General features: G+C 63.2%; 7 protein-coding genes. 6 read left to right on the plus strand and 1 reads right to left on the minus strand.

Annotated elements, in window-relative coordinates:
• The first annotated feature begins 392 nt into the window (after positions 1–392).
• From rplJ to IC66_RS0130600, 6 genes are all read left to right on the plus strand, one after another.
• The gene (rplJ, locus tag IC66_RS0130575) at positions 393–911 is read left to right on the plus strand and encodes a 50S ribosomal protein L10 (protein WP_038950205.1); all 519 of its coding nucleotides are present in this window, start codon (positions 393–395) and stop codon (positions 909–911) included.
• Positions 912–965: 54 nt separating this feature from the next.
• On the plus strand, positions 966–1,343 hold the full coding sequence (gene rplL / locus IC66_RS0130580) for a 50S ribosomal protein L7/L12 (RefSeq protein ID WP_018322255.1): 378 nt from the start codon (positions 966–968) through the stop codon (positions 1,341–1,343).
• 481 nt (positions 1,344–1,824) lie between these two features.
• Entirely contained in the window at positions 1,825–5,943 is a 4,119-nt protein-coding gene (gene rpoB / locus IC66_RS0130585) for a DNA-directed RNA polymerase subunit beta (RefSeq protein WP_028141012.1), read from the plus strand.
• Between the two features lie 129 nt (positions 5,944–6,072).
• Positions 6,073–10,269 carry a DNA-directed RNA polymerase subunit beta' gene (gene rpoC / locus IC66_RS0130590; RefSeq protein WP_028141011.1) on the plus strand — a complete coding sequence of 1,399 codons (4,197 nt, stop codon included), beginning with the start codon at positions 6,073–6,075 and terminating at the stop codon, positions 10,267–10,269.
• Between the two features lie 191 nt (positions 10,270–10,460).
• Positions 10,461–12,521 carry an FAD-dependent oxidoreductase gene (locus tag IC66_RS0130595; RefSeq protein WP_028141010.1) on the plus strand — a complete coding sequence of 687 codons (2,061 nt, stop codon included), beginning with the start codon at positions 10,461–10,463 and terminating at the stop codon, positions 12,519–12,521.
• Positions 12,522–12,655: 134 nt separating this feature from the next.
• On the plus strand, positions 12,656–14,683 hold the full coding sequence (locus IC66_RS0130600) for an ABC transporter ATP-binding protein (protein WP_028141009.1): 2,028 nt from the start codon (positions 12,656–12,658) through the stop codon (positions 14,681–14,683).
• Here the strand turns inward: IC66_RS0130600 and IC66_RS0130605 are convergent.
• The gene (locus IC66_RS0130605) at positions 14,605–15,849 is read right to left on the minus strand and encodes an FAD-dependent oxidoreductase (RefSeq protein WP_038950206.1); all 1,245 of its coding nucleotides are present in this window, start codon (positions 15,847–15,849) and stop codon (positions 14,605–14,607) included. The two genes, IC66_RS0130600 and IC66_RS0130605, sit on opposite strands and share 79 nt — an antisense overlap.
• Positions 15,850–16,533 lie beyond the last annotated feature (684 nt).

A 16,533-nucleotide genomic window follows, 5' to 3' on the forward strand; every position in this document is an offset into this window, starting at 1 on the left:
GAGGATTTGCCCGAAAAGGAAGAAAGACCCGTCGGCTGGTGGAGTGCGGGCAGAGGTCGGGCGGTTCGCCGGCTGACCTTGTCCTGTCCAAGACTGCAGGCGCCCGCGGGGAATTTCGATTTCTCAAGGGCTTAATCGCATGGCCTGCATAGACGGGTGAAGACCGGATTTCACTTCGCCTTCCACCTTAAGGGTGGTTGCGAAACGGGTCTGGTTCGGACCTCGACACGCCGTGGGCTCTCAAGAGCTCCCGGAGGGCAGGCTTTGAATCGTCGTCTCGCCCGGCGCGTGTCCGATGGGTTTTGACCCGGAGGTTCAGGTTTTGGGTGGGGCGATGGGTGCAACCCGGCGGTCCCGCTTTCGCGATGACCGCCAACCGGAAAGAGCTTGCTGTGGAACGAGCGGCAAAAAAGGAAGCGGTCGAACAGCTCAACGGGGTCTTCAAGACCACGAGCGTCGCGGTCGTTGCTCAATATTCCGGCCTCACCGTCGCCCAGATGCAGAAGCTGCGCCAGCAGATGAAGCAGGCGGGCGCTGCGGTGAAGGTCTCGAAGAACCGTCTCGCCAAAATTGCTCTTGAAGGCACTGACGTCGTTGCCATCGGCCCCATGCTGAAGGGACCGACCGTGATCGCCACTTCGAACGATCCGGTAGCGGCGCCAAAGGTCGCCATCGAATTCGCCAAGGCGAACGAAAAGTTCGTCATCGTCGGCGGCTCGATGGGGAAGACCGTCCTGAATGTCGACGGCGTGAAGGCGCTTGCCTCGCTGCCGTCGCTTGATGAACTGCGCGCCAAGATCGTCGGCCTGCTTGTGGCCCCGGCGACCAAGATCGCTCAGCTCGCCAATGCGCCCGCGGGCAAGCTCGCGCGCGTCATCCAGGCTCATGCCTCAAAGGGCGAAGCGGCCTGACGCCCTTCGCAAAACTCAAACCCGAACCAGACTTACACGTAAGGAAACTGAACAATGGCTGACTTGCAGAAGATCGTTGACGACCTCTCGAGCCTCACCGTGCTCGAAGCCGCTGAACTGGCGAAGCTCCTCGAAGAAAAGTGGGGCGTTTCGGCTGCCGCGGCTGTCGCCGTGGCCGGCCCGGCTGGTGGTGGCGCTGCCGCCGCTCCGGCGGAAGAGAAGACCGAGTTCACGGTCGTTCTCGCCAGCGCCGGCGACAAGAAGATCGAGGTCATCAAGGAAGTCCGCGCCATCACCGGCCTGGGCCTGAAGGAAGCAAAGGACCTCGTCGAGGGCGCGCCGAAGCCTGTCAAGGAAGGCGTGAACAAGGACGAAGCCGACAAGATCAAGGTCCAGCTCGAGAAGGCTGGCGCGAAGGTCGAGCTCAAGTAAGCACCGCTTACTGGCGAGGTCTCGGGCGAGCGTAAGCTTGGTCCGAGATCCTGCTTGCCCCTCAAAAAGGGGCGAGCTGATGCAAAAGGCGTGCGACGGAACGTCCCGACGCAGGCCGAACACGAAAAAGTGTGGGGATTTGAGGGTTCGCCCCTCGAATCTCCACTATTGTCGCCCCATATCGGTTCGGCAGCACGAAAGCGCGGTGGGCAGGGATAGCGGATTCCCTGTAAGCCGTTGGGAGAGCAAGCTATTTCGGGCTTTTGCAGTCCGTGAAACGATCGTTGTGACGGGCGGGCGCGCACCAGCGCCCCGCGCGTCGTTTTGCGTTTTGAAGGTCTGAAGAACAGATTCAGGACATTCCGGCCTGAAGCTGAGTCTCCGGCCCCCAAAGCGGGTTCGAAAAATTCAACCCGGGGAGCGGTGGCAGCCGCGTCTCGGACGGTTCGCCCAGAGCGGGCGACGAAAATGAGAGGCCACGATGGCGCAGCAGACATTCACCGGTCGCAAACGCGTTCGCAAGTTCTTCGGACACATCAAGGAAGTCGCCGAGATGCCGAACCTCATCGAGGTTCAGAAGGCGTCCTATGACCAGTTCCTGATGGTCGATGAACCCCAGGGTGGCCGTCTCGACGAGGGTCTGCAGGCGGTGTTCCGCTCGGTGTTTCCGATCTCCGATTTCTCGGGCACCTCGATGCTGGAATTCGTCCGCTACGAGTTCGAGCAGCCGAAATACGACGTCGACGAGTGCCGCCAGCGCGGCATGACCTTCGCGGCTCCCCTCAAGGTGACGCTGCGCCTCATCGTGTTCGATATCGACGAGGAAACCGGCGCGAAGTCGGTGAAGGACATCAAGGAGCAGGACGTCTACATGGGCGATATCCCGCTCATGACGATGAACGGCACCTTCATCGTCAACGGCACCGAGCGCGTCATCGTCTCGCAGATGCACCGCTCGCCCGGCGTGTTCTTCGATCACGACAAAGGCAAGACCCATTCCTCGGGCAAGCTGCTGTTCGCCGCCCGCGTCATCCCGTATCGCGGCTCCTGGCTCGACATCGAGTTCGACGCCAAGGACATCGTCTATGCGCGTATCGACCGCCGCCGCAAGATTCCGGTGACGTCGCTGATGTTCGCCCTCGGCCTCGACGGCGAGGCGATCCTGTCGACGTTCTACAAGAAGATCCTCTACAAGCGGACCAAGGAAGGCTGGCGCGTTCCGTTCGACGCCAACCGTTTCCGCGGCTACTCGACCATCAACGACCTGATCGATGCCGACACCGGCAAGGTCGTGCTCGAGGCCGGCAAGAAGCTCACCGTCCGTGCCGCCCGCCAGCTCCAGGAGAAGGGGCTGAAGGCGCTGCGCATGGCCGATGAGGAACTGGTCGGCAATTACATCGCCGAGGACCTCGTCAACCCGAAGACCGGTGAGATCCACGCCGAAGCCGGTGAGGAAATCACCGACAAGTCGATGAAGGTGCTCAACGAGCACGGCTACAAGGAATTGCCGCTGCTCGACATCGACCACGTCAATGTCGGCGCCTACATCCGCAACACGCTCTCGGCCGACAAGAACATGACGCGTGAAGACGCGCTGTTCGACATCTACCGCGTGATGCGTCCGGGAGAGCCGCCGACGCTGGATTCGGCGCAGGCCATGTTCCAGTCGCTGTTCTTCGATGCCGAGCGCTACGACCTCTCCGCGGTCGGCCGCGTCAAGATGAACATGCGCCTCGATCTCGATGCGCCCGACACCCAGCGCACGCTGCGCAAGGAAGACATCCTCTCCGTCATCAAGACGCTGGTGGATCTGCGCGACGGCAAGGGCGAGATCGACGACATCGACCATCTCGGCAACCGCCGTGTGCGTTCGGTCGGCGAGCTCATGGAGAACCAGTACCGCATCGGCCTGCTGCGCATGGAGCGCGCGATCAAGGAGCGCATGTCCTCGGTCGACATCGACACGGTCATGCCGCAGGACCTGATCAACGCGAAGCCGGCGGCTGCCGCCGTGCGCGAGTTCTTCGGCTCCTCGCAGCTCTCGCAGTTCATGGACCAGACCAACCCGCTCAGCGAGATCACCCACAAGCGTCGTCTCTCGGCGCTTGGACCGGGTGGTCTGACCCGCGAGCGCGCCGGCTTCGAGGTGCGCGACGTGCATCCGACGCATTACGGCCGCATCTGCCCGATCGAGACGCCGGAAGGTCCGAACATCGGCCTGATCAACTCGCTCGCGACCTTCGCGCGCGTGAACAAGTACGGCTTCGTCGAGACGCCGTATCGCAAGGTCAAGGATGGCCGCGTCACCGACGAGGTCGTGTATCTCTCGGCGATGGAAGAGGGCCGCTACACGGTCGCGCAGGCCAACGTGCCGCTCGACCCGAAGGGCCGCTTCACCGAAGACCTCGTGGTCTGCCGTCATGCCGGCGAAGTCTTGCCGGTGACGCCCGACAAGGTCGACTACATGGACGTGTCGCCGAAGCAGCTCGTTTCGGTGGCCGCGGCGCTGATCCCGTTCCTCGAGAACGACGACGCCAACCGCGCGCTGATGGGCTCGAACATGCAGCGCCAGGCGGTGCCGCTGGTTCGCGCCGAGGCGCCGTTCGTCGGCACCGGCATGGAAGGCGTGGTTGCGCGTGACTCGGGCGCCGCGATCGCGGCGCGCCGTTCGGGCGTGATCGACCAGATCGACGCCACCCGCGTCGTCATCCGCGCCACGGAAGATCTCGATCCGACCAAGTCGGGCGTCGATATCTACCGTCTGATGAAGTACCAGCGCTCGAACCAGTCGACCTGCATCAACCAGCGTCCGCTGGTGAAGGTCGGCGACATCGTCAAGAAGGGCGACATCATCGCCGATGGTCCGTCGACCGATCTCGGCGAGCTCGCGCTCGGCCGCAACGTGCTCGTCGCGTTCATGCCGTGGAACGGCTACAACTTCGAAGACTCGATCCTGCTCTCCGAGCGAATCGTGAAGGAAGACGTCTTCACCTCGATCCACATCGAGGAATTCGAGGTGATGGCCCGCGACACCAAGCTCGGGCCTGAGGAAATCACCCGCGACATTCCGAACGTCTCGGAAGAAGCGCTGAAGAACCTCGACGAAGCCGGTATCGTCTACATCGGTGCGGAAGTCCGCGCCGGCGACATCCTGGTCGGCAAGATCACGCCGAAGGGCGAGAGCCCGATGACGCCGGAAGAAAAGCTGCTGCGCGCCATCTTCGGCGAGAAGGCTTCCGACGTTCGCGATACCTCGCTGCGCGTTCCTCCGGGCGTGCAGGGCACGATCGTGGAAGTGCGCGTGTTCAACCGTCACGGCGTCGACAAGGACGAGCGTGCGCTGGCGATCGAGCGGGAAGAGATCGAGCGTCTGGCCAAGGACCGCGACGACGAGCAGGCGATCCTGGACCGCAACGTCTACAACCGTCTTGCCGAGCTGCTCGAAGGGCGGCAGGGCATTGCCGGCCCGAAGGGCTTCAAGAAGGACACCAAGATCACCCGTGCGGTGCTCGAGGAGTACCCGAAGTCGCAGTGGTGGCTGTTCGCCTCGCCGAACGACAAGCTGATGGCCGAGATCGAGGCCATGCGGAAGCAGTACGACGAGTCGAAGAAGGGGCTGGAACAGCGCTTCCTCGACAAGGTCGAGAAGCTTCAGCGCGGTGACGAATTGCCGCCCGGCGTGATGAAGATGGTCAAGGTCTTCGTCGCGGTGAAGCGCAAGATCCAGCCCGGCGACAAGATGGCCGGCCGCCACGGCAACAAGGGCGTGGTGTCGAAGATCGTGCCGATCGAGGACATGCCGTTCCTCGAAGACGGTACGCACGCCGACATCGTGCTCAACCCGCTCGGCGTGCCTTCGCGCATGAACGTCGGACAGATCCTCGAGACCCATCTCGGCTGGGCCTGCGCCGGCCTCGGCAAGCGTATCGGCCAGACCGTCGATGCGTACCTGTCGAAGCAGGACATCAAGCCGCTGAAGGAGACCTTGAAGAAGGTCTACGGCGAGGACGAGACGATCAAGACGCTCAACGACAACGAGTTGATCGAGCTCGGCCATAACCTCAGCCGCGGTGTGCCGATCGCGACGCCGGTGTTCGACGGCGCCAAGGAAGCCGACATCGAGGAGATGCTGAAGCTTGCCGGTCTCGACGCTTCGGGTCAGTCGACCGTCTATGACGGCCGTACCGGCGATGCGTTCGATCGCAAGGTGACAGTGGGCTACATCTACATGCTCAAGCTGCACCATCTCGTGGACGACAAGATCCACGCGCGTTCGATCGGTCCGTACTCGCTCGTTACCCAGCAGCCGCTGGGCGGCAAGGCGCAGTTCGGTGGCCAGCGCTTCGGCGAAATGGAGGTGTGGGCGCTCGAGGCTTACGGCGCGGCGTACACGCTCCAGGAAATGCTGACGGTGAAGTCGGACGACGTCGCCGGCCGTACCAAGGTGTACGAGGCGATCGTGCGCGGCGACGACACGTTCGAGGCCGGTATTCCGGAATCGTTCAACGTGCTGGTCAAGGAAATGCGCTCGCTCGGCCTCAACGTCGACCTGCACAACTCCAAGGTTGGACCGGCGCCGACGTCGGAAGCGGCCGAGTAACACGACCTTTCATGCCCGGCCTTCACGGCCGGGCATTGGCGCCCCTCCCGATGCCTTGAGGGCAGGGCGCCCTGCTTGAGTGATTTTCGAATTTGCGGCCGGAGGCGACCGGCACGCGAGGAGAAGACGATGAACCAAGAAATTATGAATCTCTTCAACCCGACGACGCCGGCTCAGGTCTTCGACCAGATCCGGATCTCGATCGCGTCTCCAGAGAAGATTCTGTCCTGGTCCTACGGCGAGATCAAGAAGCCGGAGACCATCAACTACCGCACCTTCAAGCCCGAGCGCGACGGCCTGTTCTGCGCCCGCATCTTCGGGCCGATCAAGGATTACGAGTGCTTGTGCGGCAAGTACAAGCGCATGAAGTACAAGGGCATCATCTGCGAGAAGTGCTCGGTTGAGGTCACGCTGTCGCGCGTCCGGCGCGAGCGCATGGGCCATATCGAGCTCGCAGCCCCCGTCGCCCACATCTGGTTCCTGAAGTCGCTGCCCTCGCGCATCGGCCTGCTGCTCGACATGACGCTGAAGGATCTCGAGCGGATCCTCTACTTCGAATACTACGTCGTGCTCGAGCCGGGCCTCACCGCGCTGAAGGACCGCCAGCTGCTGTCGGAAGACGAGTATCTGAAGGCGCAGGACGAGTACGGCCAGGACAGCTTCACCGCCATGATCGGCGCGGAAGCGATCCGCGAGCTGCTCAAGGGCATGGACCTTGAGAAGCTCGAGGCGACCTTGCGCCTGGAGATGCAGGAGACCGACTCCGACATCAAGCACAAGAAGCTCGCCAAGCGCCTGAAGATCGTGGAAGCGTTCCGCCACTCCGGCAACAAGCCGGAATGGATGATCATGACCGTGGTCCCGGTGATTCCGCCGGATTTGCGTCCGCTGGTGCCGCTGGACGGCGGCCGCTTCGCGACGTCGGATCTGAACGACCTCTACCGCCGCGTCATCAACCGCAACAACCGCTTGAAGCGGCTGATGGAGCTCCGCGCGCCCGACATCATCATCCGCAACGAGAAGCGCATGCTTCAGGAAGCGGTCGATGCGCTGTTCGACAACGGCCGCCGCGGCCGCGTCATCACGGGCGCCAACAAGCGCCCGCTGAAGTCGCTCGCCGACATGCTCAAGGGCAAGCAGGGCCGCTTCCGTCAGAACCTTCTGGGCAAGCGTGTCGACTATTCGGGCCGTTCGGTGATCGTGGTCGGTCCCGAGCTGCGCCTGCATCAGTGCGGCCTGCCGAAGAAGATGGCGCTCGAGCTGTTCAAGCCGTTCATCTATTCGCGGCTCGACGCCAAGGGCCTGTCCACCACGGTGAAGCAGGCCAAGAAGCTGGTCGAGAAGGAGCGGCCCGAGGTCTGGGACATCCTGGATGAGGTCATCCGCGAGCATCCGGTGCTGCTCAACCGCGCACCGACGCTGCATCGTCTCGGCATCCAGGCGTTCGAGCCCGTGCTGATCGAGGGCAAGGCGATCCAGCTTCACCCGCTGGTCTGCTCCGCGTTCAATGCCGACTTCGACGGCGACCAGATGGCCGTGCACGTCCCGCTGTCGCTCGAAGCGCAGCTGGAAGCGCGCGTCCTGATGATGTCGACCAACAACATCCTGCACCCGGCGAACGGACAGCCGATCATCGTGCCGTCGCAGGACATCGTGCTCGGTCTCTACTACGTCTCGATCATGCGCGAAGGCCTGCCCGGCGAGGGCAAGGTGTTCGGCGAGATGGCCGAACTCGAGCACGCGCTGCACGCGAAGGTCATCCACCTCCACACCAAGATCAAGTACCGGTGGGAAGGCATCGACGAGACCGGCAAGATCTCGAAGCGCTGGATCGAGACCACCGCTGGCCGCGTCATGCTCGGCAATCTGCTGCCGAAGAACCCGCGCGTCCCGTACGAGATCATCAACAAGCTGATGACCAAGCGCGAGATCTCGGGCGTCATCGACCAGGTCTACCGCCACTGCGGCCAGAAGGAGACGGTGATCTTCTGCGACCGCATCATGGCGCTCGGCTTCTACAACGCGTTCAAGGCCGGCATCTCGTTCGGCAAGGACGACATGGTCGTGCCGCACTCCAAGTGGAAGATCGTCGACACCACCCGTACGCTGGCGAAGGATTTCGAGCAGCAGTACAACGACGGCCTGATCACCCATGGCGAGAAGTACAACAAGGTCGTCGACGCCTGGTCGAAGGCCACGGAAGAAATCGCCAAGGCGATGATGAAGGAGATCTCCTCCACTAAGAAGACGGCGAGTGGAGCGGATGCCGACATCAACTCGATCTACATGATGGCTCACTCCGGCGCCCGCGGTTCGCCGGCCCAGATGCGCCAGCTCGCCGGCATGCGCGGCCTGATGGCCAAGCCGTCGGGCGAGATCATCGAGACGCCGATCATCTCGAACTTCAAGGAAGGCCTTTCGGTTCTCGAGTACTTCAACTCGACCCACGGCGCCCGCAAGGGCCTCGCGGACACCGCGTTGAAGACCGCGAACTCGGGCTACCTGACCCGTCGTCTCGTCGACGTCGCGCAGGACTGCATCATCACGCAGAGCGACTGCGGCACCAAGCTCGGCATCAAGATGCGCGCCATCGTCGATGCCGGCACCGTGGTGGCTTCGCTCGGCTCGCGCATCCTCGGACGCACGGCCTGCGAAGATATCCGTGACAGCTCCGGCAAGGTGATCATCAAGCGCGATACGCTGATGGAAGAAAGCCATCTGGACGCCATCCAGCAGGGTGGTGTGCAGGAGGTGAAGATCCGCTCGGCGCTGACCTGCGAACTCGTCAACGGCATCTGCGGCAAGTGCTATGGCCGCGACCTCGCCCGCGGCACGCCGGTCAACCACGGCGAAGCGGTCGGCGTCATCGCGGCGCAGTCGATCGGCGAGCCGGGCACCCAGCTCACCATGCGCACCTTCCATATCGGTGGTGCGGCGCAGCTCAACGAGCAGTCGTTCGTCGAAGCCAACTTCGACGGCAAGATCGTGATCCGGAACAAGGCCATCGCCCGCAACAGCGAAGGCCACCTGGTCGCGATGGTGCGCAACATGGTGGTGGCGATCGTCGATGCCGACGGCACCGAGCGTGCGACGCACCGCGTTCAGTACGGTTCGCGCCTGCACGTCGACGAAGGCGACATGGTCAAGCGTGGCCAGCGCATCGTCGAGTGGGATCCCTACACCCGTCCGCTCCTCACCGAGGTCGAAGGTACCATCGGCTTCGAGGATCTGGTCGAGGGGCAGTCGATCTCGGAAACGCTCGACGAAGCCACCGGTATCGCCAAGCGCGTGGTCATCGACTGGCGCTCGACCCGCGGCGGCGCGGACCTGCGTCCGGCCATCGTGGTCAAGGGCAAGGACGGCAAGGTGCTCAAGCTCGCCCGTGGCGGCGATGCCCGCTACATGCTGTCGGTCGACGCCATTCTCTCGGTCGACGTCGGCGCCAAGGTCAATCCGGGCGATATCCTCGCCCGTGTCTCGACCGAAAGCGCCAAGACGCGTGACATCACCGGCGGTCTGCCGCGGGTGGCGGAACTGTTCGAGGCACGGCGTCCGAAGGATGCGGCGATCATTGCCGAAATCTCGGGCACCATCCGGTTCGGACGCGACTACAAGAACAAGCGTCGCATCTCGATCGAGCCGATGGACAAGACCGACGAGCCGCGCGAGTACCTGATCCCGAAGGGCAAGCACATCCACCTTCAGGACGGCGACGTCGTCGAAAAGGGCGACTTCATCGTGGAAGGCAACCCGGCGCCGCACGACATCCTGGCGGTCAAGGGCATCGAGGAACTCGCGGCCTACCTGGTCAACGAGATCCAGGAGGTCTACCGGCTCCAGGGCGTGCTCATCAACGACAAGCACATCGAGGTGATTGTCCGTCAGATGCTCCAGAAGGTGGAAGTCACCGACCAGGGCGACACGGACATGATCTCCGGCGAGCAGGTCGACAAGATCGAGTTCGACGCGCTGAACGAGAAGGCGAAGGAAGAGGGCAAGAAGATCGCTACGGGGACGCCGGTTCTGCTCGGCATCACCAAGGCGAGCCTCCAGACCCGCTCCTTCTTCTCGGCGGCCTCGTTCCAGGAGACCACCCGCGTCCTCACGGAAGCGGCGGTCAACGGCAAGGTCGATCCGCTCGAAGGCCTCAAGGAGAACGTCATCGTCGGCCGGCTGATTCCGGCAGGCACCGGCGCCTCCATGGCCAAGATTCGCGAAGTCGCCATGAAGCGCGACAAGCTGATCCTGGACGAGCGCGAGAAGCAGGCGGCGGTCGTGTCGCCCGCGCCGGAAGCGGAGCTTCCTGCGCTGCCGCCCGCGGAATGATCGTTCATCCGTAGGACTACCGAGGACAATGAAAAGGCCGGCGAAAGCCGGCCTTTTTGTTGCTTTGCTTGTCTGTTGCGATGCGAGATCAACCTTTGTTCATCTTTCCTTCAGCCGCAAAAGCGCTTCTGCTAGGAGAGTTTAGACCGGTGGTCCCGTGAAGGGGGCGGGCCGGAGACCACGGAACTCACATGCTTGATCTCGCAATCGTAGGCGGCGGCCCCGGCGGGCTGATGAGCGCTTGGTATCTGAAGCGCAAGCTCGGCGACCTCTGTCGCGTCACCATCTACGAGGCCTCCGATCGGCTCGGCGGCAAGATCGTCACCCGCAAATTCGATTCCGCGCCCGCGATGTACGAGGCCGGCGTTGCCGAGATCTACGACTACTCGATGACCGGGCCGGATCCGCTGCGCGAGCTGATCCAGCATTTCGGGCTGCAGACGATTCCGATGGATGCCGAGCAGGTGCAGTTCGGCGGCGAGCTTCTCGACGACGTGCCGGGCATGCGCCGCAAGTATGGCGCCAAGACCGCCGCGGCGATCGAGGCGTTCCGCAAGCGCTGTGCTGAGGCGATGTCACCGATCGAATATTACGAGGGCGTCGGCGCGCACGACAATGAGAATCCCTGGGCCTACAAGACCGCCGAGCAGGTGCTCGACGAGGAGGTCGAGGACGAAACCGCAAAGCGGTTCTTCAAGGTGATGGCACGCTCCGACATCGCCACCGAGAGCCACAACACCAACGGCCTCAACGCGCTCAAGAACTATCTGATGGATGTCGACGGCTATATCGGCCTCTATTCCATCCAGAACGGCAACGAGCAGTTGATCGAATGCCTGCAGTCGGAGGTCAACGCCGACATCCAGCTCAATCACCGCGTGCTAACCGTCGGCAAGGCGCCGACCGGCCGCTACCAGCTCAAGATGATGAACGGCAAGGGACCGGAGACGCGCGACTTCGATCTCGTGCTGGTCTGCCTGCCGCATTCCTGGCTCGCCACCATGGGGTGGGAAGGCGAACAGCTCCGCAAGTCGATGGTCAAGCACGTTTCTTACTTCGACCGTCCCGCGCACTATTTGCGCGTCTCGATCCTGTTCGACACGCCGTTCTGGGGCGAGAAGATTCCAGGCGCCTGGTTCATGTCGGAAGCCTTCGGCGGCTGCTGCGTCTACAACGAGGGTGCGCGCCACGACGTCGGCAAGCACGGCGTGTTGAACTGGCTGATTCCCGGCTCCGACGCGCTGGCCTTCGCCAATCTGTCCGACCAGGAGCTGATCGATGCCGCGCTGAAATCGCTGCCGGCCTCGCTCGGCGATGCGCGCCTGCATTTCATGGAAGGCAAGATCCATCGCTGGTTGTCGTCGGTGAACGCGATTCCGGGCGGCCTGCCGGTGCGCGATGTCATGACCAATCACCGGCCCGAGCCGAAGGAGCATCCCGGCATCGTGGTGGTCGGCGACTATCTGTTCGACTCGACGCTGAACGGCCTGCTCGACTCCTCGGATGCGGCAACCGACATCATCCTGACCGAGATGATGCGCCTGCGCCGCGAGCGCGCGCAGGACGACAAGCCGCTCTCCGACAAGATCGATCGCGACTATTTCGAGAACTATCGCGGCCTCGGCCCCTATCACGAGGCATGGCGCCACTTCACCGATCCCGATTACCTCACCCGGCTGCTCGGCATCGTCTGGGGCAAGACCAAGGGCGCCAGGCTGCTCGTCGCGGGCTCGGCCAGCGGCGAATTGGTCGGCGCGCTGCGCGAGCGCGGCATCGATGCCTTCGGCATCGAGAGCAACCGCGCCATCCACGCCAGGACGCCGAAGGCGCTGAAGAAGTACAACAAGCTCGGCTCGATCACCGACATGCCGTTCAAGGACGGCGCGTTCGACTTCGTGTTCGAAACCAGCCTTTGCCACGTTTCCCCGAAGCAGGTGGTCCGCGCAATCAAGGAACTGAACCGCGTGGTCAAGACCGGCCTCGTGTTCGGCTCGATTACCTCGGACATGGCGCCCGCGCTGATCGACCGCTACGACCTCCTGCGCGGGGTCAAGAAACTCGGCACGTGGTGGGAATGGTCCGAACTGTTCTTCGGCAACGGTTTCGACCTCTCGATGCACCGCAAGGATTGCACCGATGCGCTCTGGGAGGCGACGCTCGCCGCCAACAAGGGGCCGGGGCAGTGGTACGCCGACGCCGATAGCCTGCGCTATTCCTTCTTCGACAAGGTCGAGGACGAGGACGAGGATTAGCCGCGGGGCGCGTGTCGAATTCGCCAATTGTTTTGCCGAATTCATCCTGATCGCATAGAATCGGTGCAATAGCGGCTTTCCGCTATGTCCTGCTTTCTCTGCGGTCATGCCGGCCGTCAGCATCGGTTGGTTTCATGGCATCCAAGCCTTTCTCGCCCGACAAACAGAAGCTCGCCGCCGAAGAGGCGGCCGAGCTCGACGACAAGCTCGCGTCGACTGCCAAGCCGGACCTCGAAGACGACGAGGATGGCGAAGACGAGGCGGATGACGAGCTGGAGCTCGACGACGATGATGAGGACGAGGACCTCGTCGTCTTTACCGCGCGCGAGGCCGCGGGCGCGCTCGCGACCATCGTCGGGTTCGTCAAGCCGTTCCTGGCGAACTACAAGCGGATGCTGTCCTTCGTGGCGTTTGGCGTCTGCGTCGAGACGCTGTTCAACGTCATCATGCCGCTCAGCCTCAAGTTCCTGATCGACGACGCGCTCGGGGAGGAGGACTTCCAGGCGCTGTACAAGATCCTCGGCGTGCTCGCCGTCGCCGGCATCTTCACCTCGATCGTCGCGGTCTGGTACGAGCGCTGGGACGCGCGGCTGGCCGCCTGCATCATCTCCGACGTCCGCAAGCGCCTGTTCGAGCACGTTCAGGACCTGCCGGCGGCCTATTTCGGCCGCACCAAGCGCGGTGAGATCCTGTCGCGCTTCTCCGTCGACCTGTCGGCCTTCGAAGGCTCGGTCAAGACGTTTGCCAACAGTGCCGCGCTGCCGTTTCTGGAGCTGATCGCCGGCATCATCCTGATGGTGTTCCTGAACTGGCAGCTCGCGGCGGTCGCGCTGCTTGTGTTCCCGATCACACTGATCGGCCCGCGGATCCTGACGCCCAAGGCGGTGCAGGCCAATTACGAGCAGAAGCTCAACGAGAGCGCGCTGCTCGGCATGGTGCAGGAGAACGTGGCGGCGCAGGCCGTGATCAAGGCGTTCAGCCTCCAGCGCAAGATGTTCGGCTTCTTCACCTTCCGCAACCACGAGGCGCGCGACAAGATCGCCTCAGCCGCGTTCCTGTCGACCATGGTGGAGCGGACGGTCACCATCTCGGTGCTGATGCTGCACCTCGTGGTGCTCGCGATCGGCGCTTATCTTGCCACCAAGGGCCAGATCACCATCGGCACCTTCGTCACCTTCGAGAGCGCCTTCTGGGAGGTCTCCTACAACATCGCCCATGTGATGCATTTCATCCCGGTGTCGATCTCCTCGGCGGCGGCGATCCGGCACATGCAGGAGCTGCTGGACGAGCCGACCCGCGCTGCCGACCGCCCCGGCGCGCCCGATTTGCCGCGCATCACCAACGACATCACGTTCGATCACGTCACCTTCCAGTACGAGGGCAGTCAGACCCCGGTGCTGGACAATCTCAGTCTCAAGCTCAACGCGGGCAAGCGCATCGCGATCGTGGGCCCCAGCGGCTCCGGCAAGAGCACGTTGCTCAATTTGATCCTGCGGCTCTACGTGCCCGACGAGGGGCGGGTCACCATCGACGGCGTCGACGTCCGCAAAGTGACGCTGGATTCGCTGCGCCGGAGCATGGCGGTGGTGTTCCAGGAGAACATGCTGTTCAACATGTCGATCCGCGAGAACATCCGGCTCGGCAAGGAGGGCGCGACCGACGAGGAGGTGGAGGAGGCCGCCAAGAAGGCCGAGATCCACCGCTATATCATGAGCCTGCCGCAGCGATACGACACGCCGGTCGGCGAGCGCGGCGACACCCTGTCGGGCGGTCAGCGCCAGCGCATCGCGATCGCGCGCGCGGTCATCCGCAACCCCTCGGTGCTGCTGCTGGACGAAGCCACCTCGGCGCTGGACCAGACCACGGAAGCCGCAATCAACCGCACGCTGCTCAAGGTCGCCAAGGGCCGCACCATGATCTGGTCGACCCACCGCCTGACCTCGGTGGTGGAGATGGACGAGATCATCGTGATCTCAGGGGGCAGGGCGATCGAGCGCGGCTCGCATGCCCAGCTGCTCGCCAAGAACGGGACCTATCGCAAGCTGTGGAACGACCAGATCCATCAGCCGCACGGCGCGGCGGCTCACGCCGACGACGGCAGGGACGATGAGGACGAAGACGACCTCGAGGATGCCGAGGACGAGGACGACGAGGAGGAATGACCGAGCAAGTTCGGCTCCAGCTCGAAGGCGCCTCCAAGCGGCCGCAGCAGGCCTTGAGCCGACCAGGCGATGAAGCGGGCCCAGCGCTGCGCCGTCCAGTAGGGGCTCGTACCGATCGAGACTGAGCGGAAGTCGAACGCCTTCGCCGCCGACCATTCGTCACAGGCCCGCTTGACCGGATCTGCGTAGAAGGCAGCGATCTTGGCCGCACTCATCCCGTCGCAGGCGAGCCAGGCCGGGATGTGGACGTTGCAGAGCCGCTCGACGTCGGTGAAGACCTTGTCGCAGCCGGTGCCGGCGACCGGGCAGGAGGTCGCGAAGGCATCGCCCACCAGCACGAGGCCGGGCTGGCCGCGGCAATCGTTCACGTAGAGATCGACCGGGCGGATCTTGATCTCGCCCGGGATCTCGAACGGGCCGGTGACGGCCTCGAGCCGGGGCAGGGCCGCATCCAGCGTCTCGGTCGGGGCGCGGCGCAGCTCGCGCAGCCAGGGGTCGTCGCAGGCGCGATAGACGAACAGATTGGCGCGCATCCGCGTGCCGACCGGAAACAGCGTGATGTACGGGATGCGGTCGCTCGGACGTTCGGAGAAGTAGGTCAGAGCCGGGAAGGCGAATGCTGAGCGCCCGACCGGGACGATGTCGAACCCGATCGAGATCGAATGGCAGGCGCTGATGACTTTTCGGGCGATGCCGAGCTGGTGGCGCAGGCCGACATTCAGGCCATTGGCGAGCACCACCAGGCGGGCCGAGATCGTCTCGTCATTGGAGAGCACGACCCGCTGCCGCTCCTCGCTCGTCTCGACGGCGATGGCCTTGGCGCAGATGCGCTCGACGGAAGCGGGGATTTCGTCGCGGACCGCGTTGACCAGGGAATCGTAGAGGATGTTGAACTGCCGGCTCGGTGCCTTGTCGAGCAGGCGGCCGAAGCGGGCGATCCAGTTCTCGCCGGTAAAGGTCGCGCGGCGCAGCACTGATTCTGCGATTCCGGTCTTCAGGAATCGCCCAACCTGCTCCTGACCACTGAGTTTCTCGACGCGAAAGTCCGTCGGATAGCTCTCATGCGGATCGATCAGGACGGTCGAAATGCCGGCCCGGCCGAGCATCGCGGCGGCGGTCGAGCCCGCCAATCCGCCGCCGATAATGGCAATGTCGGTGTACCGCATGGCGCCCATTTCCTGCCGAAGGGCCCAGATTGACGCATCAACAGGAAAAAAAGCCTTAGCCCTGGTTATAAAAGTACTTTTCGCCCGGGTATAATAATTCTCAAGCTGGCGGAACCGAGAGTCCGTTCCCATATCGGAGTGGTGCGGCGAGGGCGGCAAACCGCGATTTTGACAGGCTCCTGAAGCGCTTCGTGGCTGTCGTTTCGCCTTGACTTGATCGATTCTCACGCATAGAAAGCGCCTCACTTAACGACAGGCGGTGAGCATCGCCAGCGTCGGAACGGGCCACCCGTTAGATCCCCAAGGACTAAAGCCACCAGGGATCGCTAAAAGGCGGGCACCAACCTCGACGAATGCCGCTCAAACGCTGTCGATCATAGCTAGGCAATGCCAGTGCGATTCTAGTTCTCTTGAGCTTATTCTCTTGAGATCGAATTCGGATGCATGACCTCAGTGCGCGGGCCGCGGCTTTATGCTGATCGGCCTCAATACTGCGGTCCTCTGTGGCGTCGAAGCGCTTTCCGCCCGTTGATGGGGCGGTTGGCGCGATTTCGCTTTGTGCGGATTGTTCCGCGGAAGGCGACCTCGTCGGGCGGGTAGCTCGAAAGAATTTGCAGTCCCGGCGACGGGCTGCGGCAAGACAGCGGATCCGAAAAGGGTCTGCGACAGAACAAAGGGTAAGGC

Source organism: Bradyrhizobium genomosp. III (genome assembly GCF_000261705.1).
In the GTDB taxonomy this organism is placed as follows: domain Bacteria; phylum Pseudomonadota; class Alphaproteobacteria; order Rhizobiales; family Xanthobacteraceae; genus Bradyrhizobium; species Bradyrhizobium ottawaense.

What these genes read in the sequence shown, in the direction of transcription:
- rplL (WP_018322255.1), top strand. Translation starts at nt 966, where the DNA reads ATGGCTGACTTGCAGAAGATCGTTGACGACCTCTCGAGCCTCACCGTG.
- rpoB (WP_028141012.1), top strand. Translation starts at nt 1,825, where the DNA reads ATGGCGCAGCAGACATTCACCGGTCGCAAACGCGTTCGCAAGTTCTTC.
- rpoC (WP_028141011.1), top strand. Translation starts at nt 6,073, where the DNA reads ATGAACCAAGAAATTATGAATCTCTTCAACCCGACGACGCCGGCTCAG.
- IC66_RS0130595 (WP_028141010.1), top strand. Translation starts at nt 10,461, where the DNA reads ATGCTTGATCTCGCAATCGTAGGCGGCGGCCCCGGCGGGCTGATGAGC.
- IC66_RS0130600 (WP_028141009.1), top strand. Translation starts at nt 12,656, where the DNA reads ATGGCATCCAAGCCTTTCTCGCCCGACAAACAGAAGCTCGCCGCCGAA.
- IC66_RS0130605 (WP_038950206.1), bottom strand. Translation starts at nt 15,849, where the DNA reads ATGCGGTACACCGACATTGCCATTATCGGCGGCGGATTGGCGGGCTCG.